Annotated in this window: 29 protein-coding genes and 2 pseudogenes; 18 read left to right on the top strand and 13 right to left on the bottom strand. The window is 65.2% G+C overall.

Translation table 11 applies throughout. The features are described 5' to 3' along the window. The first annotated feature begins 36 nt into the window (after nucleotides 1-36). The 3 genes from ACWEQQ_RS06815 to ACWEQQ_RS06805 are packed head-to-tail and all read left to right on the top strand — an operon-like array spanning nucleotide 37 to nucleotide 2,129. Nucleotides 37-534, top strand: a complete 498-nt coding sequence (locus tag ACWEQQ_RS06815) for a pyridoxamine 5'-phosphate oxidase family protein (RefSeq protein WP_452347525.1) — start codon at nucleotides 37-39, stop codon at nucleotides 532-534. Nucleotides 535-582: 48 nt separating this feature from the next. Further along, nucleotides 583-990 carry a YciI family protein gene (locus ACWEQQ_RS06810; RefSeq protein ID WP_452339006.1) on the top strand — a complete coding sequence of 136 codons (408 nt, stop codon included), beginning with the start codon at nucleotides 583-585 and terminating at the stop codon, nucleotides 988-990. Further along, a complete protein-coding gene (locus ACWEQQ_RS06805; RefSeq protein WP_452347524.1) occupies nucleotides 987-2,129 on the top strand; it encodes an RNA polymerase sigma factor in 1,143 nt (380 codons plus the stop codon). The genes ACWEQQ_RS06810 and ACWEQQ_RS06805 overlap by 4 nt, the downstream gene beginning before the upstream one ends. A gap of 356 nt (nucleotides 2,130-2,485) precedes the next feature. Here the strand turns inward: ACWEQQ_RS06805 and ACWEQQ_RS06800 are convergent, their stop codons facing one another. Next, nucleotides 2,486-2,677, bottom strand: coding sequence for a hypothetical protein (locus ACWEQQ_RS06800; RefSeq protein ID WP_452347523.1), 192 nt, complete (start codon nucleotides 2,675-2,677; stop codon nucleotides 2,486-2,488). Between the two features lie 280 nt (nucleotides 2,678-2,957). After that, on the bottom strand, nucleotides 2,958-3,902 hold the full coding sequence (locus ACWEQQ_RS06795; protein ID WP_452347522.1) for an alpha/beta hydrolase family protein: 945 nt from the start codon (nucleotides 3,900-3,902) through the stop codon (nucleotides 2,958-2,960). 169 nt (nucleotides 3,903-4,071) lie between these two features. Between ACWEQQ_RS06795 and ACWEQQ_RS06790 the strand changes: the two genes are divergently transcribed. Continuing rightward, nucleotides 4,072-4,641, top strand: coding sequence for a TetR/AcrR family transcriptional regulator (locus tag ACWEQQ_RS06790; protein ID WP_452339039.1), 570 nt, complete (start codon nucleotides 4,072-4,074; stop codon nucleotides 4,639-4,641). 116 nt (nucleotides 4,642-4,757) lie between these two features. Here ACWEQQ_RS06790 and ACWEQQ_RS06785 read toward each other — a convergent pair whose 3' ends face one another. Together ACWEQQ_RS06785 and ACWEQQ_RS06780 are read right to left on the bottom strand one after the other, a co-directional pair. Continuing rightward, entirely contained in the window at nucleotides 4,758-5,165 is a 408-nt protein-coding gene (locus tag ACWEQQ_RS06785; protein ID WP_452347521.1) for a hypothetical protein, read from the bottom strand. A 249-nt stretch (nucleotides 5,166-5,414) separates the two neighbouring features. After that, nucleotides 5,415-6,446, bottom strand: a complete 1,032-nt coding sequence (locus ACWEQQ_RS06780) for a fused (3R)-hydroxyacyl-ACP dehydratase subunits HadA/HadB (protein ID WP_452347520.1) — start codon at nucleotides 6,444-6,446, stop codon at nucleotides 5,415-5,417. On the opposite strand from ACWEQQ_RS06780, the gene ACWEQQ_RS06775 reads away from it, so the two are divergent. The 3 genes and pseudogenes from ACWEQQ_RS06775 to ACWEQQ_RS06765 form a co-directional block, all read left to right on the top strand. Beyond that, nucleotides 6,434-7,258, top strand: coding sequence for a contact-dependent growth inhibition system immunity protein (locus ACWEQQ_RS06775; protein WP_452347519.1), 825 nt, complete (start codon nucleotides 6,434-6,436; stop codon nucleotides 7,256-7,258). The two genes, ACWEQQ_RS06780 and ACWEQQ_RS06775, sit on opposite strands and share 13 nt — an antisense overlap. A gap of 491 nt (nucleotides 7,259-7,749) precedes the next feature. Then, nucleotides 7,750-8,187 (top strand): hypothetical protein, encoded by a 438-nt coding sequence (locus ACWEQQ_RS06770; RefSeq protein ID WP_452347518.1) that lies wholly within the window; start codon nucleotides 7,750-7,752, stop codon nucleotides 8,185-8,187. 13 nt (nucleotides 8,188-8,200) lie between these two features. Further along, a pseudogene (locus ACWEQQ_RS06765) lies at nucleotides 8,201-8,374 on the top strand (IS30 family transposase); the annotation flags it as partial. Between the two features lie 67 nt (nucleotides 8,375-8,441). Here the strand turns inward: ACWEQQ_RS06765 and ACWEQQ_RS06760 are convergent. Both ACWEQQ_RS06760 and ACWEQQ_RS06755 read right to left on the bottom strand, forming a co-directional pair. Continuing rightward, on the bottom strand, nucleotides 8,442-8,810 hold the full coding sequence (locus ACWEQQ_RS06760) for a hypothetical protein (RefSeq protein WP_452347517.1): 369 nt from the start codon (nucleotides 8,808-8,810) through the stop codon (nucleotides 8,442-8,444). A gap of 237 nt (nucleotides 8,811-9,047) precedes the next feature. After that, nucleotides 9,048-9,671 carry a TetR/AcrR family transcriptional regulator gene (locus ACWEQQ_RS06755; RefSeq protein ID WP_452347516.1) on the bottom strand — a complete coding sequence of 208 codons (624 nt, stop codon included), beginning with the start codon at nucleotides 9,669-9,671 and terminating at the stop codon, nucleotides 9,048-9,050. Between the two features lie 101 nt (nucleotides 9,672-9,772). Here ACWEQQ_RS06755 and ACWEQQ_RS06750 point away from each other — a divergent pair, with 101 nt between their 5' ends. Beyond that, entirely contained in the window at nucleotides 9,773-10,483 is a 711-nt protein-coding gene (locus tag ACWEQQ_RS06750) for an SDR family NAD(P)-dependent oxidoreductase (RefSeq protein ID WP_452347515.1), read from the top strand. Between the two features lie 183 nt (nucleotides 10,484-10,666). On the opposite strand, the gene ACWEQQ_RS06745 is transcribed toward ACWEQQ_RS06750, so the two are convergent. After that, complete coding sequence (locus tag ACWEQQ_RS06745) at nucleotides 10,667-11,578, bottom strand: alpha/beta hydrolase (protein WP_452347514.1); 912 nt, start codon at nucleotides 11,576-11,578, stop codon at nucleotides 10,667-10,669. A gap of 170 nt (nucleotides 11,579-11,748) precedes the next feature. Between ACWEQQ_RS06745 and ACWEQQ_RS06740 the strand changes: the two genes are divergently transcribed. The 5 genes and pseudogenes from ACWEQQ_RS06740 to ACWEQQ_RS06720 form a co-directional block, all read left to right on the top strand. Next, nucleotides 11,749-12,402, top strand: coding sequence for a TetR/AcrR family transcriptional regulator (locus ACWEQQ_RS06740; protein ID WP_452347513.1), 654 nt, complete (start codon nucleotides 11,749-11,751; stop codon nucleotides 12,400-12,402). A gap of 455 nt (nucleotides 12,403-12,857) precedes the next feature. After that, the gene (locus ACWEQQ_RS06735) at nucleotides 12,858-13,616 is read left to right on the top strand and encodes a PaaX domain-containing protein, C- domain protein (protein WP_452347512.1); all 759 of its coding nucleotides are present in this window, start codon (nucleotides 12,858-12,860) and stop codon (nucleotides 13,614-13,616) included. 72 nt (nucleotides 13,617-13,688) lie between these two features. Further along, a complete protein-coding gene (locus ACWEQQ_RS06730) occupies nucleotides 13,689-15,317 on the top strand; it encodes an acyl-CoA dehydrogenase family protein (protein ID WP_452347511.1) in 1,629 nt (542 codons plus the stop codon). A gap of 44 nt (nucleotides 15,318-15,361) precedes the next feature. Further along, a complete protein-coding gene (locus ACWEQQ_RS06725) occupies nucleotides 15,362-16,870 on the top strand; it encodes an acyl-CoA synthetase (protein ID WP_452347510.1) in 1,509 nt (502 codons plus the stop codon). A gap of 793 nt (nucleotides 16,871-17,663) precedes the next feature. Next, a pseudogene (locus ACWEQQ_RS06720) lies at nucleotides 17,664-17,894 on the top strand (DUF6301 family protein); the annotation flags it as partial. A gap of 360 nt (nucleotides 17,895-18,254) precedes the next feature. Here ACWEQQ_RS06720 and ACWEQQ_RS06715 read toward each other — a convergent pair. Further along, on the bottom strand, nucleotides 18,255-18,554 hold the full coding sequence (locus tag ACWEQQ_RS06715) for a hypothetical protein (RefSeq protein ID WP_452347509.1): 300 nt from the start codon (nucleotides 18,552-18,554) through the stop codon (nucleotides 18,255-18,257). A 363-nt stretch (nucleotides 18,555-18,917) separates the two neighbouring features. Here ACWEQQ_RS06715 and ACWEQQ_RS06710 point away from each other — a divergent pair, with 363 nt between their 5' ends. Beyond that, nucleotides 18,918-19,262 (top strand): darcynin family protein, encoded by a 345-nt coding sequence (locus tag ACWEQQ_RS06710; protein WP_452347508.1) that lies wholly within the window; start codon nucleotides 18,918-18,920, stop codon nucleotides 19,260-19,262. 225 nt (nucleotides 19,263-19,487) lie between these two features. Here the strand turns inward: ACWEQQ_RS06710 and ACWEQQ_RS06705 are convergent, their stop codons facing one another. Continuing rightward, nucleotides 19,488-19,943 carry a MarR family transcriptional regulator gene (locus tag ACWEQQ_RS06705; protein WP_452347507.1) on the bottom strand — a complete coding sequence of 152 codons (456 nt, stop codon included), beginning with the start codon at nucleotides 19,941-19,943 and terminating at the stop codon, nucleotides 19,488-19,490. A gap of 104 nt (nucleotides 19,944-20,047) precedes the next feature. On the opposite strand from ACWEQQ_RS06705, the gene ACWEQQ_RS06700 reads away from it, so the two are divergent. Next, nucleotides 20,048-20,443, top strand: a complete 396-nt coding sequence (locus ACWEQQ_RS06700) for a hypothetical protein (protein ID WP_452347506.1) — start codon at nucleotides 20,048-20,050, stop codon at nucleotides 20,441-20,443. Nucleotides 20,444-20,622: 179 nt separating this feature from the next. Beyond that, complete coding sequence (locus ACWEQQ_RS06695; protein WP_452347505.1) at nucleotides 20,623-21,132, top strand: hypothetical protein; 510 nt, start codon at nucleotides 20,623-20,625, stop codon at nucleotides 21,130-21,132. A 201-nt stretch (nucleotides 21,133-21,333) separates the two neighbouring features. On the opposite strand, the gene ACWEQQ_RS06690 is transcribed toward ACWEQQ_RS06695, so the two are convergent. Beyond that, nucleotides 21,334-21,957 carry a hypothetical protein gene (locus ACWEQQ_RS06690; RefSeq protein WP_452347504.1) on the bottom strand — a complete coding sequence of 208 codons (624 nt, stop codon included), beginning with the start codon at nucleotides 21,955-21,957 and terminating at the stop codon, nucleotides 21,334-21,336. Nucleotides 21,958-22,071: 114 nt separating this feature from the next. Between ACWEQQ_RS06690 and ACWEQQ_RS06685 the strand changes: the two genes are divergently transcribed. Both ACWEQQ_RS06685 and ACWEQQ_RS06680 read left to right on the top strand, forming a co-directional pair. Further along, nucleotides 22,072-22,695 (top strand): patatin-like phospholipase family protein, encoded by a 624-nt coding sequence (locus tag ACWEQQ_RS06685; protein WP_452347503.1) that lies wholly within the window; start codon nucleotides 22,072-22,074, stop codon nucleotides 22,693-22,695. A gap of 288 nt (nucleotides 22,696-22,983) precedes the next feature. Beyond that, nucleotides 22,984-23,211: a hypothetical protein gene (locus tag ACWEQQ_RS06680; protein ID WP_452347502.1), complete on the top strand. Its 228-nt coding sequence runs from the start codon at nucleotides 22,984-22,986 to the stop codon at nucleotides 23,209-23,211. Nucleotides 23,212-23,313: 102 nt separating this feature from the next. Here ACWEQQ_RS06680 and ACWEQQ_RS06675 read toward each other — a convergent pair whose 3' ends face one another. From ACWEQQ_RS06675 to ACWEQQ_RS06665, 3 genes are all read right to left on the bottom strand, one after another. Beyond that, the gene (locus tag ACWEQQ_RS06675; protein ID WP_452346377.1) at nucleotides 23,314-23,652 is read right to left on the bottom strand and encodes a hypothetical protein; all 339 of its coding nucleotides are present in this window, start codon (nucleotides 23,650-23,652) and stop codon (nucleotides 23,314-23,316) included. Between the two features lie 432 nt (nucleotides 23,653-24,084). Then, complete coding sequence (locus ACWEQQ_RS06670; RefSeq protein ID WP_452347501.1) at nucleotides 24,085-25,323, bottom strand: thiolase family protein; 1,239 nt, start codon at nucleotides 25,321-25,323, stop codon at nucleotides 24,085-24,087. A 357-nt stretch (nucleotides 25,324-25,680) separates the two neighbouring features. Then, the gene (locus ACWEQQ_RS06665; protein WP_452347500.1) at nucleotides 25,681-26,487 is read right to left on the bottom strand and encodes a hypothetical protein; all 807 of its coding nucleotides are present in this window, start codon (nucleotides 26,485-26,487) and stop codon (nucleotides 25,681-25,683) included. Between the last annotated feature and the right edge of the window lie 141 nt (nucleotides 26,488-26,628).

Here is a 26,628-nt window from a genome sequence, read left to right as displayed (position 1 = left end):
ACGGGCCTCGACGACACCGACGAAGGAGCGAACATCATGCAAGCGAACGAGATCACCGCGATCCTGAACCTCCCGATCAGCCAGGAGCTGCTGGCTCGCGACCTGCTGCGGATGGCCTATGTCGCCAAGGACGGCACGCCTCGCAACATCCCGATCGCATTCACCTGGAACGGCTCGGAGATCGTCGTCTGCACCACGAAGAATGCTCCGAAGCTGCCCTCCCTGCGGCGCAACCCGGAGGTCGCGCTGACGATCGATACCGAGGTGCATCCGCCGAAGATCCTGTTCATCCGCGGTCGAGCGGAGATGGATGTGGTGGATGGCATCCCGGAGGAGTATCTGCGGATGAACGACAGCTACGAGATGACCCCGGAGCAGCGGGTCGAGTGGGAGGCCGAGGTTCGCTCGCTGTACGACGGCATGGTCCGGATTGTCATCACCCCGACGTGGGTCAAACTCATCGACTTCGAAACCACCCTCCCGACCGCGGTCGAAGAACTGGTCCGGCAACGGGCCGAGCGTCAGAGCGCCTGAACCGATCGAACGCGGCCAGAATGGGCCGTACGAACCGAGGAGAACATCATGCCGAAATACCTGCTGCTCAAGCACTATCGGGGCGCGCCGGCCTCGGTCAACGACGTGCCGATGGATCAGTGGACGCCGGAGGAGATCTCGGCCCACGTGCAGTACATGGAGGACTTCGCCGCGCGACTCGAGACCACCGGCGAGTACGTCGACAGTCAGGCGCTCTCGCCGAAGGGCACGTTCGTCCGCTCCGACGGCGAGGGTCGCCCGCCGGTCACCGACGGCCCGTTCGCGGAGACCAAGGATCTGATCGCCGGGTGGATGATCATCGACGTCGAGACCTACGAGCGGGCGCTCGAGCTGGCCGGCGAGCTGTCCGCAGCGCCGGGCGCGGACGGGAAGCCGATCCAGGAGTGGCTCGAGCTGCGACCGTTTCTCACCGCGTCACCCACGGTCACCGAGTGAACGAGTCGCTGCTACGCGAACTCGTACCCGCGGTGATCGGCGTCCTCGTCCGCCGCGGAGCCGACTTCGCCGCGGCCGAGGATGCGGTGCAGGAGGCGCTGATCCGGGCACTGGAAACGTGGCCGGACGAGCCACCGCGCGATGCCAAGGCGTGGCTCGTCGCGGCCGCCTGGCACAAGTTCCTCGATGCCGCCCGCGCCGAAACATCCCGGCGGGGGCGGGAACTCGCCATGGAGGTCGAGCCTCCGGCAGGTCCGGTGCCCGCCACGGACGACACACTGTGGCTGTATTTCCTGTGCGCGCACCCCTCCCTGTCCCCCGGGTCGGCCGTCGCATTGACCTTGCGCGCTGTCGGCGGCCTGACGACCCGGCAGATAGCGACGGCCTATCTCGTCCCCGAAGCGACTATGGCGCAACGGATCAGCCGTGCCAAACGGCGGATCACGGGACTGCCACTCGACCGGCCCGGCGACCTCACGACGGTGCTGCGCGTGCTCTACCTCGTCTTCAACGAGGGCTATGGCGGGGAGGTCGACCTGGCGGCCGAAGCCATCCGCCTCACCCGCCAGCTCGCCGCCTCGACCGGCGAGCCCGAGGTCGCGGGGCTGCTCGCGCTGATGCTGCTGCATCATGCTCGCCGCGCGTCTCGCACCGGCCCGGGCGGTCGCCTCGTGCCGCTTGCAGCCCAGGACCGATCCCTTTGGGACACAGGCCTTATCGCCGAGGGGGTCACGATTCTGCAGACCGCGTTGGCCAGCGACCAGCTGGGCGAATACCAGGCCCAGGCCGCGATCGCCGCCCTGCACGCCGATGCCCCGAGCACCGCCGAAACGGACTGGGTACAGATCGTGGAGTGGTACGACGAACTGCTACTCCTCACCGACAGCCCGGTAGTGCGCCTGAACCGCGCAGTGGCAGTCGGCGAGGCCGACGGCCCCCGGGCCGGCCTGGCCGCGCTTGCCGAACTGGACCCAGAACTCCCCCGCCACACCGCAGTCCGCGCCTACCTCCACGAACGCGCCGGCAACCTCGAGCAGGCCGCCACCCTCTACGCCGAGGCATCCCGCGCAGCCACCACCGTGCCCGAGCGCGACCACCTCACCCGCGAGGCAGCCCGGGTGCGGCAGCTGCTGCGCTGAGCCCGGTGCCGCACAACCACATTCGACCTCCCGGGTGGCAGCACCGCGCGGATGCGAGCAGCCAGCACGGTTTGGCCGGCACACGGAACCGACTGCGGCCGAGAACGTCCTCTCCTGCCGATTATGTAATGCGGCAGTCGTCGGGATTGCTCCCTGAAGACTGCGCGACGCCACTGCTCGAATCTGCTGGTCATGCGGCCACGCAATGCCATTCGGGCACGACGAACACACGGGAATACGCAATGACGACGAATGAACTCCTTGTACAGCAATTGATTTCAGCAATCACCGCTCTGCCAGGAGTTCACTCGAATCTCGAGCGTCACGCACCCACACCGGAGCTCTCGGACGCTCACTCAGATGCACCAGACGACACTGCCGAGTGGGATACACCACGTAGCTGATCCGAACGATCCGTCGACCGGAGTGGCGGAGGCCGACGGGGGCGCCGTGGCAGTCGAATCGGCAGTTGCGGCGGGCGCGGCGAGGACGAGCAGGGGCGCGGCAATAACAGTCGCGGCAAGGGATTTGATGATCTTGGTAGACATTTTGCTTCCTTACAACGAGCTTTGAGACGTCCGGGTACTGGGCGGCGCTGCCGAGCTACCGGACTGGGTCTGCGAGTACGTCACGTGCCGAATCGACTTTGCGACACCCGATTCGCTCCTTGATGAAGTTCATCATGCGTCCCGACAGGAACGCCCATTCAGCCGGGCCGACAGCTGCAGCACCGACCAGACGTCATTGGGTACCGAGGAAGACGTCAATAGCAGCTTACCGCTGGCTACCAGAACACTGAAGCCGGTCACCGCCTTGCGATGGGTACCTCTACTTGTGGTCGATGCGGCCGATCGGATCGGCTGTCTGCGCGAGATCGGTCTGCGCCTGCTTCCATGCCATGTCATCGATTCCGAGGGCACTGCGGAGGTAGGCCCACGCGGCCTTCCGGATCAGCGCGACGCGGTCGGGGCTTTCGTCGGTGGTGTCCTTGGCGTTGTAGCCATGGATTCCACCCAGCGAATGATCGCCTCCGAAGACGGTGAGCAAGCTTTGGGCGCCAGGGCTGTAGGCGTAGACGTCGGTGAACCAGTCGGGGCCGCGGGTCGAGAGATGGGATTGATCGTGATCGCCCGCGACCACCAGGGTCGATGTGGTCAGGTTGTCGAAGTCAGGGTTCATGAAGGAGAAGTTCTCGGCGGCGAACGGGGTCAGGGTGTCGCCGCCGAGGCCGGTAGTAGCAAGCAGGACACCGGCTTTCACCCGCGCATCGCTCAGATCGGGTCCGGGCTGCCCGTCCGTGCCGATGACGCGTGCGCCGAGCAGCATGCCGACGGTCTGTCCGCCCCAGGAATGTCCTGCGACGGCAATACGGTCGCGGTCGATGCGGTCGTCGAGCCCTGGAATCGCGGCAACGATCCGGTCGAGCTGGTCGAGTACCTGCGTGACGTCGCGGACTCGAACGCGCCAGATGTCCGGGTAACGCGGATCGGCCGGAGCGAGGCCGAGGGTCCGTGAATCGAGAAATGTGGGCTGCACGACCACGAAACCGTTGCCTGCCCAGAAGTCGACCAGCGGGTCATAGGAGGACATCGACTCGCCGTAGCCATGGGCGAGCACGACGATGGGCAGACCGGTGCCGGCGATGGGTGCGGATACGCGCACCTGCAGGTCGTCGCCGCGTTCGGGCGCGGGCAGGACGACCGGTTTGACGCTGATGATCGGGGTGGTCAGGGCGGGTACAGCGCTGCGGGCGGCAGTGTCTGGTCCGGGCATGAGGTTTCCCTTCGATAGCGATGAGCGCTGCGCCGTGGCGGGGTCGAGAATCCGCGCGAACCCGCGGATATACTCAAGCGGAGCACTGTTCCGAATATACGGAGCAGTGTTCCGATTGACAACCGTTGCCGTGAAGAAGGGAAGTCACGTGGACGCACGCGACGAGCGAATGCCGGCCGCCGCCAGTTCGGCCAAACGCGCCGACGCGCGACGGAACGAGCGGGCCCTGCTCGATGCCGCGGCATCGGTGTTCGTCACCCACGGCGTGGACGCACCGGTACGCCAGATCTCCGCCGCGGCGGGCGTCGGCATGGGCACGATCTACCGCCACTTCCCCACGCGAGCGGACCTCGTCGCGGCCGTCTACCGCCATCAGATCGACGCCTGCGCCGAGGCCGGACCCGCCCTGCTCGCGGCGGAGTCCTCACCGTTCGCCGCACTGCGTCGATGGGTGGATCTGTTCGTGGACTTCCTGGTGACCAAGCATGGACTCGCCGCTGCGATGCGCAGCGACCCCGACAGCTTCACCGCCCTGCACACACTCTTCCTCGACCGACTCGTGCCGGTGTTCGACAGTCTCCTCACCGCCGGCCGCAACGCCGGCGAGATCACCGCCGACGTCTCCGCCTATCAACTGCTGCGCGCCATCGGCGACATCTGCGCGGGCGCAGAGATGGTCGACCCGAACTACGACGTGCATCTCACCATCGGCCTGCTGCTCGACGGGTGCCGGCGGTAACGACCGCGAAATTCGAAGGTGCACAGCCACATCCGGCCACGCATCGCCACTACTACCCCGCCGGGCCGCAACCACCCGATATACGCCGAACCCTCACGCCCCCAGGCAATTCTGGGCTACCGGGTATCCAGCACCATCGTCATCGGAACACGGATCTCACCGCCGGGCTCGAAATGCAGGACAACCATGTCCTGATTCCAGTCGATGCGCGGCTGGGTGCTCCAAGCGAGCGGTATCGTCACGACGTGACCGCGCGGTACCCCGCCGTCGACCAATCGTCCGAGCCAGACTTCGTAGCGGTCGAGATCCATGGGGCTATGTACTCGTTTCACCGCGGCGGCATAGTTGTCGGCCGACGATGCCGGATACGTTTGAACCGTATCGGTGCGATGCATGAACAATCCGGCTGCCGCGACCGTCGTAATAGCCACCCCGCCAACCAAACCGACGATCAGTCCGAGGAACAGTCGCCTTGCCGACCTTCGTGCATCCACCCCATCCCGGGACGGCGTCGGTTTCGTCATGGGCCCATCATGCCGTGGCGGGCACCTTCTTGCCGCGGGATGGTTCCAGCTCTGTTCATGCTGATCAGCAGCGACATCGAGAACTCACGATGACATCCCGACGCCAAAATCCTGCCTTGCCGCTAACCGAACCGGTCAACGCAGACCGGTCGGGCGCGAGACCGACTGCGGCGCAGGAACATCCGCTTCTGCGATGAGCGCGATGGGTACACATCAGATCGCCGAGCGCGCCATCATGGAGTCGCCCGTCTATTTGAGGCGGACGTCTATGGTGGCCAGACCGAAGATCTTGCGCCCAGCGGACTTCGCGGTGAGAACGACTGTGGCGGTTCTGGTTTCTGGGTCGATCGATTTGATCCGCCCGGTGAACTCCACGTCCCCGGCCGAGACAGCTCCGACGACGGTGTAGTTCGACAGCCGGGCTCCGTACCGGATGATGGCACCGGGGTCGCCGAGCCAGTCGGTGACAAACCCCGCCCCCAGGCCCATGGTCAGCATGCCGTGCGCGATCACGTCGGGAAGGCCGGCCAATGAAGCGACTTCCTCGTTCCAGTGGATCGGATTCACATCACCGGCGACTCCCGCATAGTTCACCAGGTCGCCCCGCGTCAGTCGGACGGTCCGGGCCGGTAGCTCGTCGCCGACGGCGATGTCCTCGAAACGGATTGCCGTGTGCGGCAAACGGGTTCGCGATTGGTTCGAAGCTCGAGGGGCGGTCTGTGCAGGCTGATCGGCCAGTGGGTGCTCGCCTTGTGGCGCCGAGGCTGCGGGCGCGGGTTCCAAACCGCTCATGATCACGCCCCCGATGGCATCGCTGATGTCGGCCTCGACGTCATCGCCGGTGATGCCGACGATCGTGGTGTGCATGATCTGCACGATCTGGCCGGACTGGTCGGTGAACGTATTGGTGACGGTGAGCAGGTCCTTGCCTGCGACACGGCGAACCGAGGCCAGTTCGACATCACTGATCAACCGGTCACCGGCCAGGACGGGCTTGTACATCTCGAAGACCTGGTCGGTGTGCACGAACATGTCGTAGCCGGCCAGGACGTTCTCGAGCAGAGCCCGATTGGCCCGCATCGCCACGATCGAAGCGAACGTCACCGGTGCGACCAGCCCGGCGAACCCGAGCTCGTTGGCAGCGGACTCCCTCCAGTGTGCCGGATGGGAGTCCTGGACAGCTCGCGCGTATTCGCGGATCTTCTCCCGACCAACTTCGTAGTAGTCATCGACCCGATAGCGATAGCCGATCAGCCCGGCCACATCGAATGCTGCTTCCATCAAGCCACCCCTTCATCGTTCGACCAACCTCAGCCCCGGATCCGCAGAGCCGAATTCACGAGCGGGCACCACTCTTCCATAGGACGGCAAGCTTGCTAAAGAGAACAAACGGTCTTGCCGACGAGTCGGCCGACGCCTCAGCCCACGACCCGAAGCACATCCGCTCATGGCGCAACCCGCGCGGTTCGAATCGGCCAGGGCGGCCGCGACCGACAGCGAGAACGCCTGCGGCCCAGAACATCCTCTTCTGCCGCATACCGCGCTGTTCAGACTGGCGACGCTACCGTCGGGCGAGTCCTGACAGCGGACAACTATTGTGCGCGAACGAGCAGAGCGCGATGGAGGTAGTGACGGCGGTGAAGCAGGTATCCGGTGGCGGAGAGTTCCCGCGATCGGTTGAGGGCGTCGAGGGCGTTGTTTGGCCGATACCCCCTTCGGAGGCAACCAACTTGGTTCGGACAGTCCACAGGCTGCGAAAGGTTCCGATCGGACTGAGTACAGAGGACCTGCGAATCATGTTGTCGCAGAAAGTCGGAACCGCAGCCATCCTGCCCCGGGTACTTGACCGGCTGGAGGCGAATCCGCTCGCTGCTGGTGACCTTTATCCGGGAGATCTGTTGCTTGCCGTGCTCCGGCTCCGTCAGGACCAATGGTCAGGCCCGGCCGGGCTGTTGGACAAGGCGCGGGGCATTGCCCGGCGAGCGGATGCGATGATCGCGGAGCTGGACGGCGCGCAAGCTCCAGAGCTGCGCCGCTTGGTCCTCGAGTTCCTGGCAGTCCGATCCGGGTTCGATCCAGGCCGAACGTACTGAACTACCGCTGACCGTGCTGACCGAACCGGCCAGCGCGGGGCATCGGAAGATCAACTGGCCGTGCCGATCCGAGGCCGGCGGAGCGCGCGCTCATGCCGATGAGCGTGCCCCGTGAGGATTCGGCAGGTGAGGTCGAGTTGGCCGGAAACTGGCGTTAGCGAGGGTTGGCGACTGAAACACTTTGCTGTGGAGGTTGATTCGCTGGATCGGTGGGTGCTGGCGGCCGTGTGGTGGTTGCATGTCGGAAGACTTGGCGCGGGGTCGGGATTCACGCGCGATAGCTATCACTACGGCGATCGGCTGGTGTACGAGGCGCAGCACTCGAAGTGGGGCCGCCACCACGCCCGCTATTGCGGATGCGATCAGGATTGGCTCACCGCGCACGCCGAGATGCCGCAGCCTCGGTGCCCGGGACCGGGTTCGGGTTGGAGGTCCCGGCGCCGGTGATCTAGGTTGATCGTCGTTCTATCTGCTCGTGGTGGGGGAAATGCGTGTTCGGCTTCTATGTGGTGATGCTGTTCGTCAGCGGAATCGTCGTGATCGGTGTGGCGCTGGTGGCCTCCGGACTGCACCCCGGCCGCCGCGTTGTCAACGGTCTCATCGGCACCGCGTTCCTCGGCTACGGCATCTACCTGGCCGTGTTCTTCCACAGTGGTGAGTACCGAATCTTCTTCTGGGTCTTCATCCTCCCGTTCAGCTTGCTGGCCGACGCCGTGCGCACCGCCGAAGCCCCCGGGCCTCGGCGGCCCGCGGCGCGTCGCCCGGGCATTCCCCGCCGCCGCCCGGCCCCGGCACCGGCTCCGCGTCGTAGCGCCGCCACCCGCGAACGCATGGCCGCGGCCAAGTCTGCCCAACTCGAGGCCCTTCGCGCCAAGCATGCCGCCAAGAGCGATGAGTTCGACGATCGCGGGGCGTCTACGCCTGCCTGACGAGAGGCATAGCGGCGGCAACGAAAACATCAATGGTGTGCTCCGCCAATATCTTCCCCGCCACCTCGACCTACGCACCTTCAGCCAAGCGGACCTCGATGCCATCGCTGACGAACTCAACGGCCGTCCTCGGCAAGCCCTCGGATTCCGCTCACCATCAGAAGCACTCCATGAAGTGTTGCGATGACCGCCTGAGCCCACACCGAATTGAGGATATTCCCAGTCCCTTGACAACAGCTGGCAGCAGACCAGTGCTACCCGTCGCGCTCTTCGCGCTCATCCCACTCGAGACCAAGCCGAAATGCCTGTAGCCCTTGTGATTGTGGTGACATCCAAGCGCGGAACCGCAGTTCTCGTCCCGGGTCGGTAATGCCGTGAGCGCGTACGGCGGCCTTGGTGATGGCCGCGATGTCGCGCCCGGTGGAGGGGCCATGTGGATACATGTGTGTGCGTACCTCGCCGTCTTCGTAGATCTCCACACGATGCTGCGCGTAGGCACAGAACCAGCCTTGCGCTATCCAGTCGGTGCGTTCCGCGCTGGCGAGCTGCCAGATGACGTATGTCGCATGCGGATACAGCAGCGTCAGACCCGAACCGGCCAGCGCGGCACCTCGGAAGATCAACGGGCCGCGGGCATCCCGGGCGGCTGACCAACCGCCGACAGCGCACGCTATTGCCGATGAGCAGGCTTCCCCTGACCTCCCGCGCCGACTGAGCCGGTCGTTGTCCCGTCCGATCGAAGCTGAGGCAGGGCGTAGGCCCTGCCTGCAGTGCCTCAACTTCGTGGGACGGCAGGAGAGTTGGGTCGGCTCCTTGGTCATGAGACATTGCGACGCCGATCGCCGGCTTCGTTTGTCGGGTCAGTGAGCGGCCGGATGCAGGGGTCCGTGTCCGGGGAGTGGATGTGTGTCGGTGGGGCGGAATCCGTCGATGAGCAGGGTGAGGTGACGGCGCCAGGCGTCGGGTGCGTGATCACGGGTCATCTCGACGGTGCGCGAGATTCCCCAGACCACGAAGGCCAGATCGTCGACGACGGCGTCGACGCGAAGCAGACCGCGGTCCTTGGCGTTGCCGAACAGGCGCGCCAACGCTGCCGCGGCCTGGTCCCGCAGTGGTTGTGCGGCAGCCGATTTCAGGCCGCGGGCAGCGACCTCGTTGAACCCGCGGTCGTCGGCCTGTAGTTCACACATCCCGGTGACGTAGGAGACGAATCCGTGCCATGGATCGGGATCTGCGGCTGTCTGCTCGGCGAGCGCGGTCAGCGTTTCGAGGCGGTCGATGAACACCGCCTCGATCAGGTCCTGCCGGGTGGGGAATCGGTTGTAGAGGGTGCCGTTGCTGACCCCGGCATGGCGGGCGATGTCTGCCATTGCCACGTCGACTCCGTGCTCGGCGAACATCGCCCGTGCCGCGGTCACCAGCCGGGCGCGATTGCGTTCGGCGTCGCTGCGCAACGGCCGGGACGTGGGGGTGGTGGATGGCATTGCCCGAGTCTATAACTTGACGGCACCGTCATGTTATGCGGTAGTCTCTCGAATCAACTTGACGGAGCCGTCAAGTTTCTGGGTTTCGAGGAGGAGTGTTCATGTCCAAGACGATCGCGGTGTTCGGTGCGGGGCCAGGGTTCGGACGTGCGGTGGCACGCCGGTTCGGACGCGACGGGTTCCGGGTCGCCCTGGTCGCGCGCACCAGGTCGAAGTTGGACGCGATGGTCGGCGAACTGGCCGCCGACGGTGTCGAGGCCGCTGGGTTCGTGGCGGACCTCGCCGACCGGCAACAGCTTGCGGGTGTGGTGGAGGCGATCACCGACCGGTTCGGCCGCATCGACGTACTGGAGTACGCGCCGGCGGGGCCCGAATGGATACAGCGGCAGGTCGATATCCGCGCCTGCGATCCCGAGTCGTTCGAGTTCGGCCTGAACATGCTGCTGCGGACGCCGACGGTGTTGATCGAGTCGGTGCTGCCGGACATGCTCGACCGCGGCGACGGGGCAGTGTTGTTCGGGTTGGCGGTCACGGCGAGCATGCCGGTCCCGCAGTTGGGCAACGTCGCGGTCGCGACGGCAGCGGCGCGGGCCTATCTGCACAATCTCCACGTTTCACTGACCGGAACCGGGGTGTATGCCGGTCTGGTCCAGGTGGCGGGCATGGTCGGTGGCAGTGAATCCGCCGAATACGCGGCCCGACAATGGGATCCGGCTCTGCTTCCCGAACCCCTCGACCCTGCCGATCTCGCCGAAGCCGCCTGGGAGTTGTATTCCACCCGGCACCGATTCGAGACGACCATCGGGCAATGACCGGACCGGCCCGCCGGAACGAGCGGCCATCGCTATCAAAATCTCATGCCGCATACCGCGCTGACTGAACCGGCCAGCGCGTGGCATCGGAAGATCAACGGGCAGAGCGCCATACAGCCGCCGGCAGTGCACGCCATTGCCGATGAGCGTGTTGGAAAAGTGTTCAGGTACATCGTTCCTTCGTCACGCTGCCAGGGTCGCGCGGAGGAATTCGAGGATCTCCGCCTGAGCGAGTTCGGCTTGCGGTTCCATGCCCGGCAGGGTGAGGAACGCGTGCCGCGCTCCCGGGTACTCGGTGAGCCGTACGGAGGTCCCAGCCGCCCGCAGTCGCTCGGCGTAGCGGCGGCCGTGATCGGCGAGTGCGTCCCGGGTCGGCACCACGACCAGGGCGGGGGCGAGCCCGCTCAGGTCGTCCGCGTACAGCGGCGAGAATGCGCGGGCGTCGGTTCCCGACGGGACGGCGAACCGCCGCAGGAGCCGCAGTACCGGCACGGCAGGGCTCGGGTTGTCGGCGTACTCGGCAATGGAGGGATAGTCGTACATCGTCTCGGTCACCTCGACCGCGGGGTTGACCAGCACCTGTGCGGCCAGCCGCACGCCGGCGTTCCGAGCTCGGATCGCAGTCAGGGCGCTGATCAGCCCGCCGAAGCTCTCGCCGAAGACAGCCATGCGAGCCGGGTCGGCACCCCACTGCGCAGCGTGCTGCACCACGTGCTCGAGCACGTCCCAGCCGTCGTCGGCGGCGTGCGCGAGCGTGCTGTCCGGGCCGACGAGGCGGTGCTCGACCGAGACGACGAGCGCGGGCAGGTGGGCGGCGAGGTGGCTGTTGGTCCAGTCGCATTGCGCTGCTGTGCCCACGTAACCGCCGCCGTGCACATGGATCACGAGTGGCAGGTCGGTTCGGGTGTCGGCCTCGCCGTCGCTCGTCGACGCCGGCCGGTACACCCGGACCGGAAGGTCGCGGCCCGGCAGTGCCAACTCCTGCCACTCGATCGCGGCCCCGGCGTCCGGCTCCCCGATGATCGGCCACGCAGCGCTGGAGGCCCGCCAGCGATTCTCGGCGTCGCGGTAGGCGATCAGTTTCTCGGGTGTCATCGCCTACAAATCCGGCGCGGGTGGCCGCTGCACAGCGGTGGTCTCGCTCATGTCCGTCTCTCTACTTTCTCCCGGTCAGACTGCTCGGCCAGCCAATGCACACAGTGTTGCACGCACCGCGTGCACCGGCAAGTGCATCGGGTACCCTGAGCCTGGACGAGAGGGGCGAGATGACAGGCCGAAGGCGTTGGTCGACCGAAGACATCCTGGACATGGCGGCGGAGCTGCTGCGCACGAGCGACGCCGAGTCGTTCAGCGTGCGCAAGCTCGCCGCGGCGCTCGGGACCGACTCGTCCAGCCTCTACCGGCATTTCCGCAACAAGACCGAGCTGCTGCGCGCGGTCGCCGACCGGATCCTGGCGGCCGCGATGGACGGCTACCACCCCGAGGGCGACTGGAAGCAGCGCATCACCGCCACAGCCCTGCGCCTGCGAGAGGCCTTCGGCCGGCACCCCCAACTCGCCGCGCTCTGGGGACGCTACGGCTCCGGCGGCACCGGTTCCCGGCTGGTCATGGAGGAGGTGCTCCAGGCCTTGCGGGCCTCATGCCTGCCCGATGAGGAGATTCCGCGCCACTACCACCGGATCGTGATCCTGCTCGCCGCGCTGATCGCCTCCGAGGCCGGCATCGACACCCTCACCCCCGGTGAGTACGAACAGGGCATCGAACAGTTCCGCGTCGCGGTCCTGGGCGCCGACCCAGACCGCTTCCCCGCCCTGGCCCACTTCGCCCGCGAGATCCGCCCCCTCGGGGCCGACCGCCGCGCCGCCTTCGAAGAGATCCTCGCCGCCCACCTCGCCCGGATCCAGGCCGCAATTCTCTGACGCGGAGGTGCGTCGGAGTCGTCCGCCCAAATCTGCGAAATCCGCGCCAAGGATTCACCGCAGCTGACTTCCCCTCACACGGCCGGCGAGGTTCCGCTCATACCGCTGACCGAAGTGACCAGCGCTGGACGACGAAAGATCAACTGGCCGTATCCATCCGAGGCCGACCGAACGCACCGTAATGCCGCATACCGCGCTGACCGAACCGGCCAGCGCGAGGCCCCGGCGGCCGGAACCTGGTGCGGTGCAGAACATCCGCAACTGCCGATGATCGGGAGTTGGTTCGCCCAGGAGGCCACAACGTCCGGTAAGTAGCCTGCCGTCGGGGCGTCAGCCACGAGCAGCGCGCTCCGGTCTACGGTTGGAGACATCGGTACCGGGCCGAATCTCCGGGTACTTGGAGGGTGCAGGGTCGCGGCCATGCGCTCTGCCGCAGAGCAAGGAGTGCACGAAACGTGACTGACGCGACCGATTCCGCGCGTCTGGATTTGGAGGCTTATCTCCCTCGGCTGACGGCGCGGGGGGTGATTCTCAGTCTGCTGGTGAGCAATCATCCGACGCGACCGACGCCGGGGCAGGTCGTGCGGGCGGCGGGTGCGTTCGGTATCAAGGAATCCGCGGCCCGGGTTGCGTTGACTCGGATGGTTTCCGGCGGCGACCTGACGCGCACGCACGAGGGATTTCGATTGAGCGAACCGCTCCTCGAACGCCGACAGCAGGTGTTGCATGAGGTCGAGCAGGGGACACGCCCATGGGACGGCGACTGGGAGGTCGTCGTGGTGGCGGGCACCGGGCGTGATCCGGGGGATCGCGCCGCGCTCCGGACCCGGCTGGCTCGACTTCGCCTGGCGGAACTGCGCGAAGGGGTGTGGTTGCGTCCCGCCAATCTGACACGATCACTCGAGCTCGGGGACGCACCGGTGGAGATCTTCGTCGGCCGACCTGGGCGTCCCGCCGATGAACTACTCGAACTGCTGTGGGACCTGCCCGCCTGGGAGGCGCAGTCGCAAAGGCTGCTCGAGCTGATCGAACGGGCCGAGAGCACAGTGGATCGCTTCACTGTCGCCACCGCGATTGTCCGCCACCTTCTCACTGATCCCCTTCTGCCACAACAGCTTCGACCAGTGCAGTGGACGGCTGACCGCCTGCATGAGGTCTGGATCGCCTATCAGGACGAGTTCGTGTCGATCCCGGAGGTGGGGCACGCGAGCTAATCGAATATTACCGATTGACATCGACTGTTCAGAAAACGTAATGTCCGAATTGGGCAGTCGAAGGAGGCAGTCATGCAGACACACGAGGTGTTCAACCAGTCCGTACCGCTCTACGGCCACAACGTCGCAGACGATGCGACCCTGCTCGACGCACTCGTCCGCGAGGGAGCCGAGTGGGCGGTCGACGATATCGGGCAGCTGGGGCAGCTCGCCGGTACCGAACAGGTCCAGGAGTGGGGTCGGCTCGCGAACGAGAATCCGCCGATCCTGCGGCCGTACGACCGATTCGGTCACCGGATCGACGACCTCGAGTTCCACCCCGCGTGGCACGAACTGATGTCCGTGGCGGTCGCCAATGGCCTGCACGGCGCCCCGTGGAGCGATCCCCGGGCAGGTAGCCACGTGGCCCGGGCGGCGAAGTTCTATGTCTGGAGCAATGTCGAAGCCGGTCACACCTGCCCGATCTCGGCGACCTACGCTGCGGTGCCCGCGCTGCGCGACGCCCCCGAGCTGGCGGCGATCTACGAACCGCTGCTGTCGAATTCCCGCTACGAGGGCGGCTTGCGTACTCCGCTCGACAAGTCCGGCCTGCTGGCGACGATGTCGATGACCGAGAAGCAGGGAGGCTCCGACATTCGCGCCAACACCACACGCGCCACCGCGCAGCCGGACGGGACCTACCGGATCGTCGGCCACAAGTGGTTCACATCGGCGACCATGGCCGACCTCTTCCTCGTCCTGGCGCAGACGGACGCGGGCGTCACGTGCTTCCTGGTGCCGCGGGTCCTCGAGGACGGCACCCGTAACAACATTCGCCTGATGCGCTTGAAGGACAAGCTGGGCAATCGATCGAATCCGTCGGCGGAGATCGAATACGAGAACGCCGTCGCGTGGCGGATCGGCGACGAAGGCCGGGGCGTGCCGACGATCATCAAGATGGTCAACATGACTCGGCTCGACTGCCTGATCGGGGCCGCTTCGGGCATGCGTCGCGGTGTCACCCAGGCGGCACACCACGCGACGCACCGGAAGGCGTTCGGCAACTACCTCATCGATCAGCCTCTGATGCGAAATGTCCTGGCGGACCTGGCGGTCGAGTCGGAGGCGGCGTCGCTGCTGATGATGCGCCTCGCGGGAGCGCACGACCGGGCGGTGCGCGGGGACGAGGCGGAATCGACCTTCCTGCGGCTGGCGCTGGCGATCGGCAAGTACTGGGTGTGCAAGCGGTGGCCCGCACACGCGGCCGAGGCAATGGAGTGTTTCGGCGGCAACGGCTTCATCGAGGAGTCGCAGATGCCGCGCCTGTTCCGGGAGTCTCCGCTCAACGGAATCTGGGAGGGCAGCGGCAATGTCGCGGCGCTCGACGTGCTGCGCGCGATGGGCAAGAACCCGCATACGGTCGACGCCTTCTTCGCTGAAGTCGCGCTCGCCGGTCCGGAACCGAGTATCGAGCGCGCGGTGAACGAAATCCGGACCCAGTTGGCGGATCTTGCTGACGCGGAGGTCCTCGCGCGCCGGGTGATCGAACGAATGGCGCTGGTTCTGCAAGCGTCGCTGCTGGTTCGGTCCGGCAATCAGGCGGTAGCGGACGCGTTCATCGCCACCCGCCTCGACGGCGACCGCGGCAGCGTCTACGGAACCCTGCCTCGCGGTGTGGATTTCGCGGCGATTCTCGATCGCGTCACCCCGAAGGTCGGCTGAGCCCGCCGAGCACGGCTCACCAATCAAGTCGAAGGAGTCGAGGAATGCAGGGAATCGGTGACTGGGCCACCCGGCGGGCGCAACTCGGTGGCGACAAGATCGCGTTCGTGTCCGGAGACCGTTCATGGACCTACCGCGAGTTCGACGACCGCACGAACCGGTTGGCCAACCAGCTCAGGGATCGTTTCGGCATCCGGCGCGGCGACCGCATCGCCGCGGTCGTGCCGACCTCCGTCGAGTGTCTGGAGATCCTGTTCGCCACCGCGAAGCTCGGCGCGATCTTCACTCCGATCAACGTCAGGCTGACCGCACCCGAGATCGCTTACGTGCTAGGCGATCTCGGTGCGAATCTGCTCTTCGTCCATGCCGCATTCCCCGAGGCCCAGCGCGCGGCGAAGGAACCGGGCACATACGTCCGTGAGATCGTCGTCCTCGGCGACGAGTATGCCGCGCTCCTGGCCACCGCCAATCCGACGCCGGTGACGCCGATCGCTCACCGTCACGACGTGGCGGTGATCATGTACACATCCGGGACCACAGGTCGCCCCAAGGGGGCGATGATCACGCACGAGAATCTGCGCGCGAACGCGGCCGCAGTCGTCGCGGCCTTCGGCCTACGGTCGTGTGATGTCACCGTGACGGCACTCCCGATGTTCCATATCGGAGGTCTGGGGCTCTACACATTGCCCTTCCTCTACGTCGGAGCCCGGAACGTACTCATGCCGTCGTTCGATCCGGCGGCGGTCCTCGACGCGGTCGAGGCCGAGCGGGCAACGCAATTGCTGCTGGTGCCGACCATGTGGCAGGCCGTGATGGAAGTGCCCGATCTGGAACGCTACGACCTGTCCTCGCTGGCATGCGCTCTCACCTCCGGTGCGCCCGCGCCTCGCCCGGTCCTGGACTTCCTTGCGCGCAGCGGTATTCCGTTCCGCGAAGGATTCGGGATGACGGAATGCTCGCCCTCGGTGGCACTGCTCGATTCCGAACACGTCCGCGAGAAGGCCGGTTCGATCGGGCGACCGTTGTTCGGCATCGAAACCAGACTTGTCGACGACGCGGACCGCGACGTTCCGGTGGGCACGGTCGGTGAGCTGCTCGTGCGCGCCGACAACGTATTCGCCGGCTACTGGATGCGCCCGGAGGACTCGGCCCGTGCGCTTCGCGACGGCTGGTTCCACAGCGGCGACCTGGGTTTCGCCGACCAGGAGGGGTTCATCACGCTCGTCGACCGGAAGAAAGACATGCTCATCAGTGGCGGTGAGAATGTCTACTCCAGGGAAGTCGAACTCGCGATCTCCGCGATGCCGGGCATCCGCGACGTGGCGGTCGTCGGCATGCCCCACGAGAAATGGGGTGAGACGCCCGTCGCGTGCATCGTGCTGGACGATGGCGCGAAGGTAACCGTCGACGAGGTCATCGCCTTCGCCCGGCAACGACTGGCGGGCTTCAAAACGCCGACCCGGGTCGTCTTCCTCGATGCACTGCCGACGACCGCCACGGGAAAGGTCCAGAAGAACCTGCTCCGCGACCACCTTCTCCCCGAGAGCATCTGAGCGGAGGCTGCTCCCGGTGTTCGCGGCGTACCGCCGAAATCGGCTGTATATCAAGACGATAGTGCCCCGCCGAGTTCACTCGGTGGGGCACTATGCATATGGGAACAGGCGCGGGTGCGCGTGTTGGTGTTGATCCCTGGCGCGGGCTTCCCCTGATGGGGATCGAGGGCGCGGCATGATCGCGTGCATGACAACCGGAAAGGCCCATGGCAGGTAACCGCCATCTCGCGCTTCACGCAACTCTGACGGTCGCGTTGTCACAGTCTCGATGCCAGAGCCCGCGACCGCGATGTGGGCGATGGGTAGTGCACCATGAAATAACCGCCGATTCTTGCTCCAGATTCTGCCTGATGAATATCGCGTGGACGGTCCACAAGTTGACCCCAACGACCAGCCGCGATCGGACCACCGCTCCTCGCTGCTGGCCGGTCGTCCGCTGCGTAGTCCACGGATCCTTTAGACACCTATGCCGAACACACTCAATTGCCGCATACCGCGCTGACCGAACCGGCCAGCGCGGGGCGCCGGCGGCCGGAACCTGATGCGATGCAATACGTCCGCTACTGCCGATGAGCGAGCACGATCGGTGCCTGGTACACATGCTGGTGTCGGCGGCAGGAAGTAAGTTCTCGATCATGCGTGCCGATCTCGACGGTGCTGTCCGAGTCATACGGATAGCAGCCGGATTGAACTGGACATGGGGACTCGACGACCTCGAAACCTTCAGCACCAGACTTGGGTGGCGACTGAGCGAACTCGGTCGCACGCATTTTGCTCTGACCAGTGACCTGACATCAACCGCACCGATGCGCAGGTTCATGTTTCCGAAGGTGACACCCCCGATCCCTCGGCTGTCCCGCAGCTTATCTCGTTCTATGTCATCGACGTTGTATTGGACGATCCCAGCGCAAGCCTGTTTCTGGTCGACGCTTTCTCCACGGTTGGCCATCGAATGACCGAAATAATGGGAAAGCCGACTGCTGCGAAGGTAGGCCGAAACTCGGAACTGCGATGGGATCTGCCAACAGCAGTTCTAATGCTGACAGTGAGCAACACGAGCGTCAGCGTCGATATTGTGAATCCGGGAAACGAAACCTGGCTCGGCTGGCCCGAGGAGGATGAGGATCTCTTCTATCCCGAGATCGTGGGCGGCGATTGAGGCGCGGTGCCATCGGTCCTGGGTTTCGGTCGCTCGATCACCCCGGGGCCGCAGGCCGGCGTCGGCCACGGAACAAGATAATCGTTGCAGAATGCAACGTCCTGTATTGCCGCGTACCCGCTGACCGAACCGGCCAGCGCGCGGTGGCCAGCGGCGAGAGCTGCTGCGGCTCAGTGGCATTCGGTTCTGCCAAACCCGGGCGGTTCACCGGGACCTCTGGGGCGGTCAGTCTTCGTCCCGATTGTCGTCATCTTCCTCGTACGCCTCGGCTTCGAGTTGTTTGACTTCGTCGACGAAGCGCCAATAATCCGGATCATAGAGCTTTAGATGGACCACATAACCCGACGCCGCCAGGTCAAAGACGACCTTCGGGGTGAGCCAGTGCAACTCCATTTCGTCGGTGACATCCTGGGATGCGGATATTCCTAGCGTCGTCGTTATTACCTCGCTGATTCTGTTGAACGCTCCCGGCAGGCAGGAACGGTGAAGAATGCTCCACCAGATCCTTCCGAGGCCCCGGGTCATCGCGCACGAGACCGTCCGATCTGTCGGTCATGAACAATTCCTTGCTGGCTACTTTGAAGTTCAGCGCGAATACTCGCCCCGCTCAACATCCTGACATGCCCCTACCCATGCTGACCGATCCGGCCCGCGCGGGGCAGGCAAAGATCGACTGGCCGTATCGATCCGGGGCTGACGGAACGTCCGCAACTGCCGAGTGCAGTGCTCGGCGGCTCGAGCATCCGGCGCATCGCGCCTCCTCCGAGTAGGCGCGGCACGGGTGTCGAAGGTCGTTGTCGGATCGGAGTACCAGCCGTTTCTCGCTGGGGTCGTCGCGCGAAGGTCGTTCCCCGCGCATCCGGCACCCCTTGCGGCAGAACCGGTTTCATGAGCAATACAACCAGGTACACGATCTTCGTTCACCTCACCGCGTTGCCCGCGTGGCTGGCGCTGTCGAGGGAGCAACGGCATCAGGTGATCGGCCAGCACGTGCAGCCGCTGCTCGAGAAGCATGCCGATGTCTCGTTGCGCTGGTTCGACGCCGAGGCATTGTCGGCCAGTTCGTCGGATGTGCTGATGGCCTCCACCGACGATCTCCGTTCGTGGTCGGATCTCATGGAAGGACTGCGCGATTCGCTACTGTGGTCGGCGCCGTCTTTCCGGGTGGACCTGGTGCTGCCGACACTCGAGGATGGCTACGCCGATTACGAGCAACGAGAAGGCCTGAAATAGTCAGGCGAGCGCTGACGCCGTTTCTTCCGGCCGAGCCGGTATGGTGCGCCCATCGGACAACGCCCAATTCTGCCGCATACCGCGCTGACCTACAGTGCTCACCGCGGTCCTCGGGAAATCAACGGGCTGAGCGCCTTACGTCGGTCGGCAGTGCATGCATATGCCGAGTTGCGGGCGGTCTTCGACGTGTTTCGCATGTTAATTGGCGGCACGGCAGTGGGATTGTCAGCGTTCGGAGACGGCTTCCTCGTAGGCGCGAAGCGTCGCTATCACGAGGGCGCGCTGCTCGGCCGTCAGCGGGCCCAGGGCTGTACGCCAGCCGCGATCCGCGCCACCGAGCCACGCCGCGACCGCCGTTCGATGGGAATCGGCGATGGTGACAAGGGTTCGTCTGCGGTCATTGTCGTCGGTCCGTCGATCCACGACGCCCTGGCGGCTGAGGTCCGCGACCATCAGACTCACGGTCGTGGGCGCCACCTCCAGCCGCTGCGCCAGCTCGTTGACCGTCAGCGGCCCGTCGAACAGCACATAGGTCAGCATCGACAGATGGCGAGGCGCCAGATCGAATGATCGCAACGCTGCCGGGACCGGCAGGCGTTTCGCGCGCCCGATCAGCCGTGGCATGAGCAGCACCATGGCGCGAACGCTGTCGTCCAAGGACAGGCCAGGCTCCGTTGACATACCTTTCTCTCCAAAATATCTTTGCATACAAAGCAATCTTGTCGAACCGGACCTCCATCGTCCCATGCGAACACGCGGGTCCCATCCTCCACAGAGGAGAACCAATGTCCGAACCGATTGCGCGGCCCAGGGCACTGACCATCGGGCTGCACCCCCGAGCCATGGACTACAGCCGCTTCCCCGATCTGGACGAGGCACAGCTGACCGCCAGGGTCGACGCCGCCAACGACGCCCTGCGCGACACCGAATTCGATATCACCCCATACCTTGTCGGCGCATCACCCGAGGAAGCCGAATCCGAAATACGAACCCTGCTCGCCCACCAGCGGTTCGACCTCGTCATGATCGGCGGTGCGATACGAGCTCTCCCCGACCACACCCCGCTGTTCGAGCGCATCATCAACGTCCTGGCCGAGGCGGCCCCGGGAATTCGATTCTGCTTCAACACTTCCCCCGAAACCACCCTCGACGCCCTCCGCCGAGCATCCGCAGCCATCTGAACCCCGACACGCACCAATCGCACCGGCCAACGCGGCCACCAGAAAGATCAACTGGCCGTGGCCATCCGAGGCCGGCCGAATACCGATGAGCGTGCTGTCTGCTTCAGTCACTTCCGGTTCGCGCACTCGGCGCCTGCCGACGCCGGGCGGTATCGACGCGGCGATGGCAGGCTGTGGCGGTGAGCATGCCGGACGGTGTCAACGGGTCCCAGTCAGAACCGACCAAGCACGCTATCGAGGTGAGCTTCGTCGTGCGTCAGGATTCATTGCGAATCAGGTATTGGGCGGACGACAGCACGAGCGACATCCTGTGGGATGACCTCCTTACTCGCACAAAGCGTTTGGGCAATGGCGCGTTCATCGATGATGACACGGGACTGACCGGACCGCCGGAACCGGTCATGGAACTCACCGCGCTGGTGCTCGGGACCCTGGGGGCAGGCGGGGCGGTCAAGATGCTGGTGGAAATCCTGCGGGATTGGGTTGCCCGCTACCGGATCAAGGGTCTTCTCGTCGATCTACCCGACGGCACCAGGATCCAGATGGCCGACACGTCAATAGAATCGGTGGAGCGTTTTCTTGCCGCGATCGATGCCCATCGTGACGAGACGGCCAAGCCAGCGCCGCCCTCGGCACCAGACACTGCTCATGAGGTGGTAGATGGCGGCGAAGCAGCACCTAGCGAATGATCCTGCGGGCAAAGGCGTCCGAAGGTAGACAGACCAGGGTCATCGTGGTAGTTCGTGCCTGTGGGAGTATCCACTGTTTCCGCGGACCACGCTGACCGAACTGGCCGGCGCCGGCACGACGGAAGATCAACCGGCCGTGCCGATTCGAGGCTGACGGAACGCACTATCCTGCCGAATTCCGTATATCGCAGCAGGATTCATCTAATCGGTCGGAGCTGCCGTTTTGAACAATGCCGTGAAGCGTTCGGGAGCTAGCCTGCGCAACGGGTCGCGGCTCAATCCGTAGCGCTGGTACAGGGCGAGTAGGTCGCGGAACGCTTCATCGTCGACCGCGGCGACGTTGACGGCGATGAACAGTGCCCTACCTCGACCTCGATATGAGGTGACGCAGGGAAGCTTATCGAGCCATTCGAAGAACGCCGCCTCGTCGTTGTAGGAGTAGTAGGTGAGCGGCTCCAGTTCCAGGATCAGGTCACCTGCTGCAGCCATCGCGACTTCAGCGTCGAGCACTTCATCCACGTGAAAGTGACCGACCGCACGCGATCCTTCGTTGACGACAACGACCGAGCCGACCTGGATCCTGTACACGCCCGTGTTCTCGACTATCAACCATCCTGCGTTGGCAGGCGAGTTCCACGCCGTACGATCGTCAACCCGCAGGACGAACGATGCCAACCCATTGCTCACGGTGCGCGGCGGTACGAATGCCGTTGAGGCATAGTCTTGATCGACCGGTGTGGTTGGTGGGCCCGACGAGCGTCCGCCCTGTTCGGGCGTGAGCCAGATGATCCGGCCACGGAACGGAAGACGGCCCGGGAAATGCATGGACGACATTCTGTCGCGCAGTTGATCAGCGCGCGAGGTGGGGTTGCAAACGCTCGGACCGAAGCAAGAGCCGACGATCCACGTCCCCCCGGCAGCACGGAACCACCGTCGGCGGTGAAGCGCGAGTTGGTTGCCGCCGTCTTCTCGGTGCTATTTGACCGGACGTTGGATCGTGATGTGGCACGGCGCAAGGTGGGTCGAATGGCGATGGCCGAGGAGCCGGCGCAACCGGCGCATATCGCACCGATGGAGTGGCTGGTCGGCGGCAACGACTGGCCGGATCGCAGGCTGCGGATCGTCGTCGTGGACGCGGCCAGTGGTGAGCGCCAGGTCTGGGACAGCGGCAGCGGTGTGCCCCTGGCGACCGCTGTCGCCGCGAGCCAGTCCTTTCCTGGACTCCGCCCGCCTGTCGTTGTCGGAGACCGCTACTACATTGATGGCGGCGTTTGGTCGCCCACCAACGCGGACCTCGCCGCGGTCTCGGACGTCGTTCTGGTCGTTGAACCGTTGGCGCACATGTTCCCGCCCGAACAGGTTCGGGCCGAACTCGCGACGAGGGCGGCCGATACCGTCGTGCGGTTCCGCCCCGACGCGGCCACGATCGACGTGTTCAACGCGTTCGCGACCGACCCGGATGTGCTCGCGAGCTGGCCGGTAGCGTTCCAAGCGGGCATTCGCCAGGCAGACAGCCTGGCACAGCAGTTGATCGACGCGGGCTGGTTGTCGCTGGAGCGGTGATGCGCACCCAGGTTAAACCCGCAGCCCGTCGGACAGCAGAGTGAGCAACCGGGCGCCAGTCGCCACTGCCGGAGCGAATGGTGGCGGACAGTGCGCCGACGACCATGTAGACAGCAGCCTCGGGCGGCCTCGCCTCATTCGGAATCAATCTCTGTTCGACAATCTCCGCCCGGCCCGTAGCTCCTCGCCAGCGACACCTCGCCGTGGTTCGGGCACTCGGGCTGGGAACCGTATTGGACAACCAACACCGGACTGAAGCTGCCCCTCCGCATCGCAGGCACCCGCCACATGTCCTTCACCGACGAACAAGTGATCGTGGCAGAACTGGCCGCGGCGGGCCTTCTCCCCGAAGACGCGAAGAACGCCGCGATCGGCTCGATCGATCCAAGCCGCTCGATCGACCTCCAACGCTCGTCCCTACTGGCCTACTTCGACGCCGTTTTCGGCCGCACCGATAACAGCCTCGCGGAAACCCTCGAGCGACTCGCACAGCCCGAAATGCTTCCACACCTGTGACCCCTGCTCTTTGCTGACGAATATCCAGTAATGCCGAGAAGCGGGTGGTGCGTGGCCGGTGTTACCGACTGGTTGCGGTTGGTGTTCCCTCCGGCACTTTGGTCAGATGGTCCAGGTGATCGGGTAATTGGTGTACGTCGCGGTCTCTGCCGTGAACGTCACGCCTACTGCCCGGAAGTCGTCGCGTGCCTTTACCCGCATCTCCTTCAGCTCGTCCATCTGCGCCGCATGCTCTTCGGAGTCCCATATGCTCACCTGGGAGAGCGAGCCTTCAGGGGAGACGCCCGCGTACCAATGAAGAAGACCCGGCAGTCGCAGGATTGCCGGGATCAGGTATTCCGAGGTCTTCTTGTCCGCAGCGACGACCGCGTCGTACAGGCTTGGATCGAAGGTGACGCGCCCGACGCGGACGACGGCAGTTGCTGGCAACGACTCTGTCATCGCGTTCGATGTCCTCTCGGCAATGCTGGAAGATCTTGCTTCCCAGACGATCCCACCGTCAGGGCTGATGGATCAATATCGATCTTCGGAGCGACCGATAAACCAGACTTATCTGTTGGGTTGCGCAAGCGACCGCGATAATCGGCTGATGCGGGCTGGCCGTCGACGGAACCGACCACTGTGCAGGAACATCCACTACTGCCGCTGACGGCGCTGACCGAACCGGCCGACGCGGGGCATCGGAAGATCAACTGGCTGTGCCGATCCGAGGCCGGCGGAACGTCCGCAACTGCTGATGACCGTAGTGACACATGCGTCGAGAGCGACAACGGCCGAGCGGCTTCGTCTTCGACGACGCCGCCGGCAAGCTCATCGAGGTCGTCTCCTGACCTCCCGGGGGAACCCCGTACGTCGTTCCTTCGGTGAGATTTCTCAGGCGGCGGACGGGTTTTCGAGGACGATTGCGACTCCTTGACCGGATCCGATGCAGACTCCGATCGCGCCGTAGCGGGCATTGCGTTCCCGCAGTTCGGTGGCCAGGGTCAGGACGTAGCGGGCGCCGGTGGCGCCGAACGGATGACCGATTGCCACCGCGCCGCCGTTCGGTGTCAGCTTCTCGTCGGGGATGATGAAACCGTCCAGCTGGTTGGGCAGTTCACGCAGCACGCCCAGGGCTTGGGCGCTGAATGCCTCGTGTACTTCCCACACGTCGATCTGCTCGGGTGTCAGGCCCGCACGTTGGATCGCCAGAGGCAGAGCCCACGCCGGAGCCAGACCCATGTAGAGCGGATCGATCCCGTACACCGCGGACGACACCACCCGCGCCAGCGGTTCGACGCCGAGTTCGCCTGCTCGTTCACCCGAGGCCAGCACCAGTGCGCTGGCTCCGTCGGTCAGGGGAGTCGAGTTCGCTGCGGTCATCTGCGTCGTCCCCGGCTGCGGGGGCAGCGCCGCGAGCCTTTCGGCGGTGGTGTCGTCGCGGATGAATTCGTCGTGCTCGAACAGGCGGGCGGGGCTCTTCCTAGTCGCGGCGATCTCTATCGGCATAATCTCCTTGGCCAGCCGCCCGGAATCCCTGGCCGCCTTGGCATTTCGCTGCGTCCGCAGCGCGAACGCGTCGATTTCCTCTCTGGTCAGCCCGTAGCGGTCGGCGACGTTCTGTGCTGTCTCGATCATTCCGATGTAAGCATTGCGCGCCAGCAGCGCCGGATTGGCGGGACCGCCCGCACCCGCCCACATGGTGTCGAGCAGGATGACCGGGCCACGGGGGCCGAACGGGCTGTCGCCCTTCATGTACGCCCATCCCGACCGCGACATCGACTCGACGCCACAGGCGATCCCGACGCCCAGGTCCCCCGCTTTGATCGCGTGCGCGACATTGATGGTTGCACTCAGCGACGACCCGCAGAACCGGTTGATCGTCGCCCCGGCCACCGTGTCGGGGAATCCCGCCGCCAGCGCCGCCCACCGCGCGACATCGCCCATACCTTCGTGGGCCGGATTGACGCAGCCCGCGACAATGTCCTCGATCTGATCGAGACCCACGCCGACGCGTTCGCACGCACCCTTCATGGTCATCCCCAGCAGGTCGTCGGCCCGAACGTGCGACAGCGAACCACCGTACCGGGCGAAGGGGGTCCGAACACCACCGAGCACAAACGCTTCCGCCATCACGATCTCCTTCGACAGTGTCCACAGGGTCTCAACGAGCGAGCCGTCGTTGCCGCTTCCGATCTTGCCTCGATTCCGAGGAAATCCGCCACACCAGCGCAGACCGACGGCGCCGAGACCGCTGTCCTTCGGGATTGGGCTGCTCGGATCCGCGGCGTAACGGAAGATCGACCGGCCGCACCGGTCCGACTGCCGCGGAACGTCCGCAACTGCCGATGACCGCCAACTTCTCGGCTACGAGCGAGTTGACCGAGGATCTGCGATCTGGCAGGTGCCGAAATCGGACGGCCTGAGAGCGGTTGTCCGACTGCGGGTCCGGAGATTGTGGGCGTCCGTACCCGCAGTCGAACAGGTTGGTCAGAGGCCGAGCGCGTTCAGCAGGCCGCCGATCACCGGGATGGAGTCCGCGCTGCCGGTGCCGCTACCGGAGCTGCCGGGAGTCTTGCAGCCGCTGGGGCCGGTGGGGGCGCTGCTGAACTCAAGTCGGAACTGCTTGTGGCCCACCATGATACCGTCGGCCGAGCCAGCGTGGGCGGTCAGATCGACCTCACCGAGATTCTTGGGTGTGTACTGAATGGTCGCCACGCCATTGGTGAAGGTGGTCGTCCCCACGATGGTGCCCGGGAACGCGCCCTCTTCGATGTAGGCGGTGGACCCGGAGAACGACGACATCTGGTCGGCCGGCAGCGTGAATGTCACCGTGTAGGCGGTGCCCGGGTGGTGCACCTGACCCTGAATCGTGAACTCACCATTGGCCAGACTGCCGCCGGTCGGCTCGCACACGGCGGGGGCGGCCGTTTTCGGCAGGGCCGCAACCTGAATCGCGGGTCCACCACCCTGGGTGATGTACTCACCGGTCGCCGACCGCTCCACGACATTGATGAAGTGCTGGCCCGTGGTCGCCGGATAGTAGGTGACCTGCGCGGTGCCGCCGCTGACAGTCTGCGGACCACCACCGACCAGGACATACGACGAGTAGTTCGACCCATCCAACTGGTAGTCGTAGAAATAGACCAGCGCGCTCGGGTCCGACACCGAGGCCGAGAGCGTGTACACGTTCGGATCACCGCCGACCCCGGGCGTCCATGTGGTCGCCGTGATATCTGCGGACGCGCCGGGCGCACCGATCGCACACCCGGCCGCAGCGATTGCGAATCCGGCCATTGCCGAGCCCACCCGACGGATTCGATTGGTCTTCAAGAGAGGTAGTCCCTTCCATTCTTCTTCGGCGTCATTGCAACGCCGCAGAAGAATCTAGGAACTCCCCTCGACGCACACACCCCGGCAAGGGGCGCTGACCGATAC

Source organism: Nocardia sp. NPDC004123 (assembly GCF_053603795.1).
This window is presented reverse-complemented; position numbering and strand designations above follow the sequence as displayed.

Bases quoted from the DNA above. Each gene is read 5' to 3' on its own strand.
- ACWEQQ_RS06815 (WP_452347525.1), top strand. From the start codon at position 37: ATGCAAGCGAACGAGATCACCGCGATCCTGAACCTCCCGATCAGCCAG.
- ACWEQQ_RS06810 (WP_452339006.1), top strand. From the start codon at position 583: ATGCCGAAATACCTGCTGCTCAAGCACTATCGGGGCGCGCCGGCCTCG.
- ACWEQQ_RS06800 (WP_452347523.1), bottom strand. From the start codon at position 2,677: ATGTCTACCAAGATCATCAAATCCCTTGCCGCGACTGTTATTGCCGCG.
- ACWEQQ_RS06795 (WP_452347522.1), bottom strand. From the start codon at position 3,902: ATGCCCGGACCAGACACTGCCGCCCGCAGCGCTGTACCCGCCCTGACC.
- ACWEQQ_RS06790 (WP_452339039.1), top strand. From the start codon at position 4,072: ATGCCGGCCGCCGCCAGTTCGGCCAAACGCGCCGACGCGCGACGGAAC.
- ACWEQQ_RS06785 (WP_452347521.1), bottom strand. From the start codon at position 5,165: ATGACGAAACCGACGCCGTCCCGGGATGGGGTGGATGCACGAAGGTCG.
- ACWEQQ_RS06775 (WP_452347519.1), top strand. From the start codon at position 6,434: ATGCTGCTTCCATCAAGCCACCCCTTCATCGTTCGACCAACCTCAGCC.
- ACWEQQ_RS06780 (WP_452347520.1), bottom strand. From the start codon at position 6,446: ATGGAAGCAGCATTCGATGTGGCCGGGCTGATCGGCTATCGCTATCGG.
- ACWEQQ_RS06755 (WP_452347516.1), bottom strand. From the start codon at position 9,671: ATGCCATCCACCACCCCCACGTCCCGGCCGTTGCGCAGCGACGCCGAA.
- ACWEQQ_RS06750 (WP_452347515.1), top strand. From the start codon at position 9,773: ATGTCCAAGACGATCGCGGTGTTCGGTGCGGGGCCAGGGTTCGGACGT.
- ACWEQQ_RS06745 (WP_452347514.1), bottom strand. From the start codon at position 11,578: ATGACACCCGAGAAACTGATCGCCTACCGCGACGCCGAGAATCGCTGG.
- ACWEQQ_RS06740 (WP_452347513.1), top strand. From the start codon at position 11,749: ATGACAGGCCGAAGGCGTTGGTCGACCGAAGACATCCTGGACATGGCG.
- ACWEQQ_RS06730 (WP_452347511.1), top strand. From the start codon at position 13,689: ATGCAGACACACGAGGTGTTCAACCAGTCCGTACCGCTCTACGGCCAC.
- ACWEQQ_RS06725 (WP_452347510.1), top strand. From the start codon at position 15,362: ATGCAGGGAATCGGTGACTGGGCCACCCGGCGGGCGCAACTCGGTGGC.
- ACWEQQ_RS06715 (WP_452347509.1), bottom strand. From the start codon at position 18,554: ATGACCCGGGGCCTCGGAAGGATCTGGTGGAGCATTCTTCACCGTTCC.
- ACWEQQ_RS06710 (WP_452347508.1), top strand. From the start codon at position 18,918: ATGAGCAATACAACCAGGTACACGATCTTCGTTCACCTCACCGCGTTG.
- ACWEQQ_RS06705 (WP_452347507.1), bottom strand. From the start codon at position 19,943: ATGTCAACGGAGCCTGGCCTGTCCTTGGACGACAGCGTTCGCGCCATG.
- ACWEQQ_RS06700 (WP_452347506.1), top strand. From the start codon at position 20,048: ATGTCCGAACCGATTGCGCGGCCCAGGGCACTGACCATCGGGCTGCAC.
- ACWEQQ_RS06690 (WP_452347504.1), bottom strand. From the start codon at position 21,957: ATGCATTTCCCGGGCCGTCTTCCGTTCCGTGGCCGGATCATCTGGCTC.
- ACWEQQ_RS06680 (WP_452347502.1), top strand. From the start codon at position 22,984: ATGTCCTTCACCGACGAACAAGTGATCGTGGCAGAACTGGCCGCGGCG.
- ACWEQQ_RS06675 (WP_452346377.1), bottom strand. From the start codon at position 23,652: ATGACAGAGTCGTTGCCAGCAACTGCCGTCGTCCGCGTCGGGCGCGTC.
- ACWEQQ_RS06670 (WP_452347501.1), bottom strand. From the start codon at position 25,323: ATGGCGGAAGCGTTTGTGCTCGGTGGTGTTCGGACCCCCTTCGCCCGG.
- ACWEQQ_RS06665 (WP_452347500.1), bottom strand. From the start codon at position 26,487: ATGGCCGGATTCGCAATCGCTGCGGCCGGGTGTGCGATCGGTGCGCCC.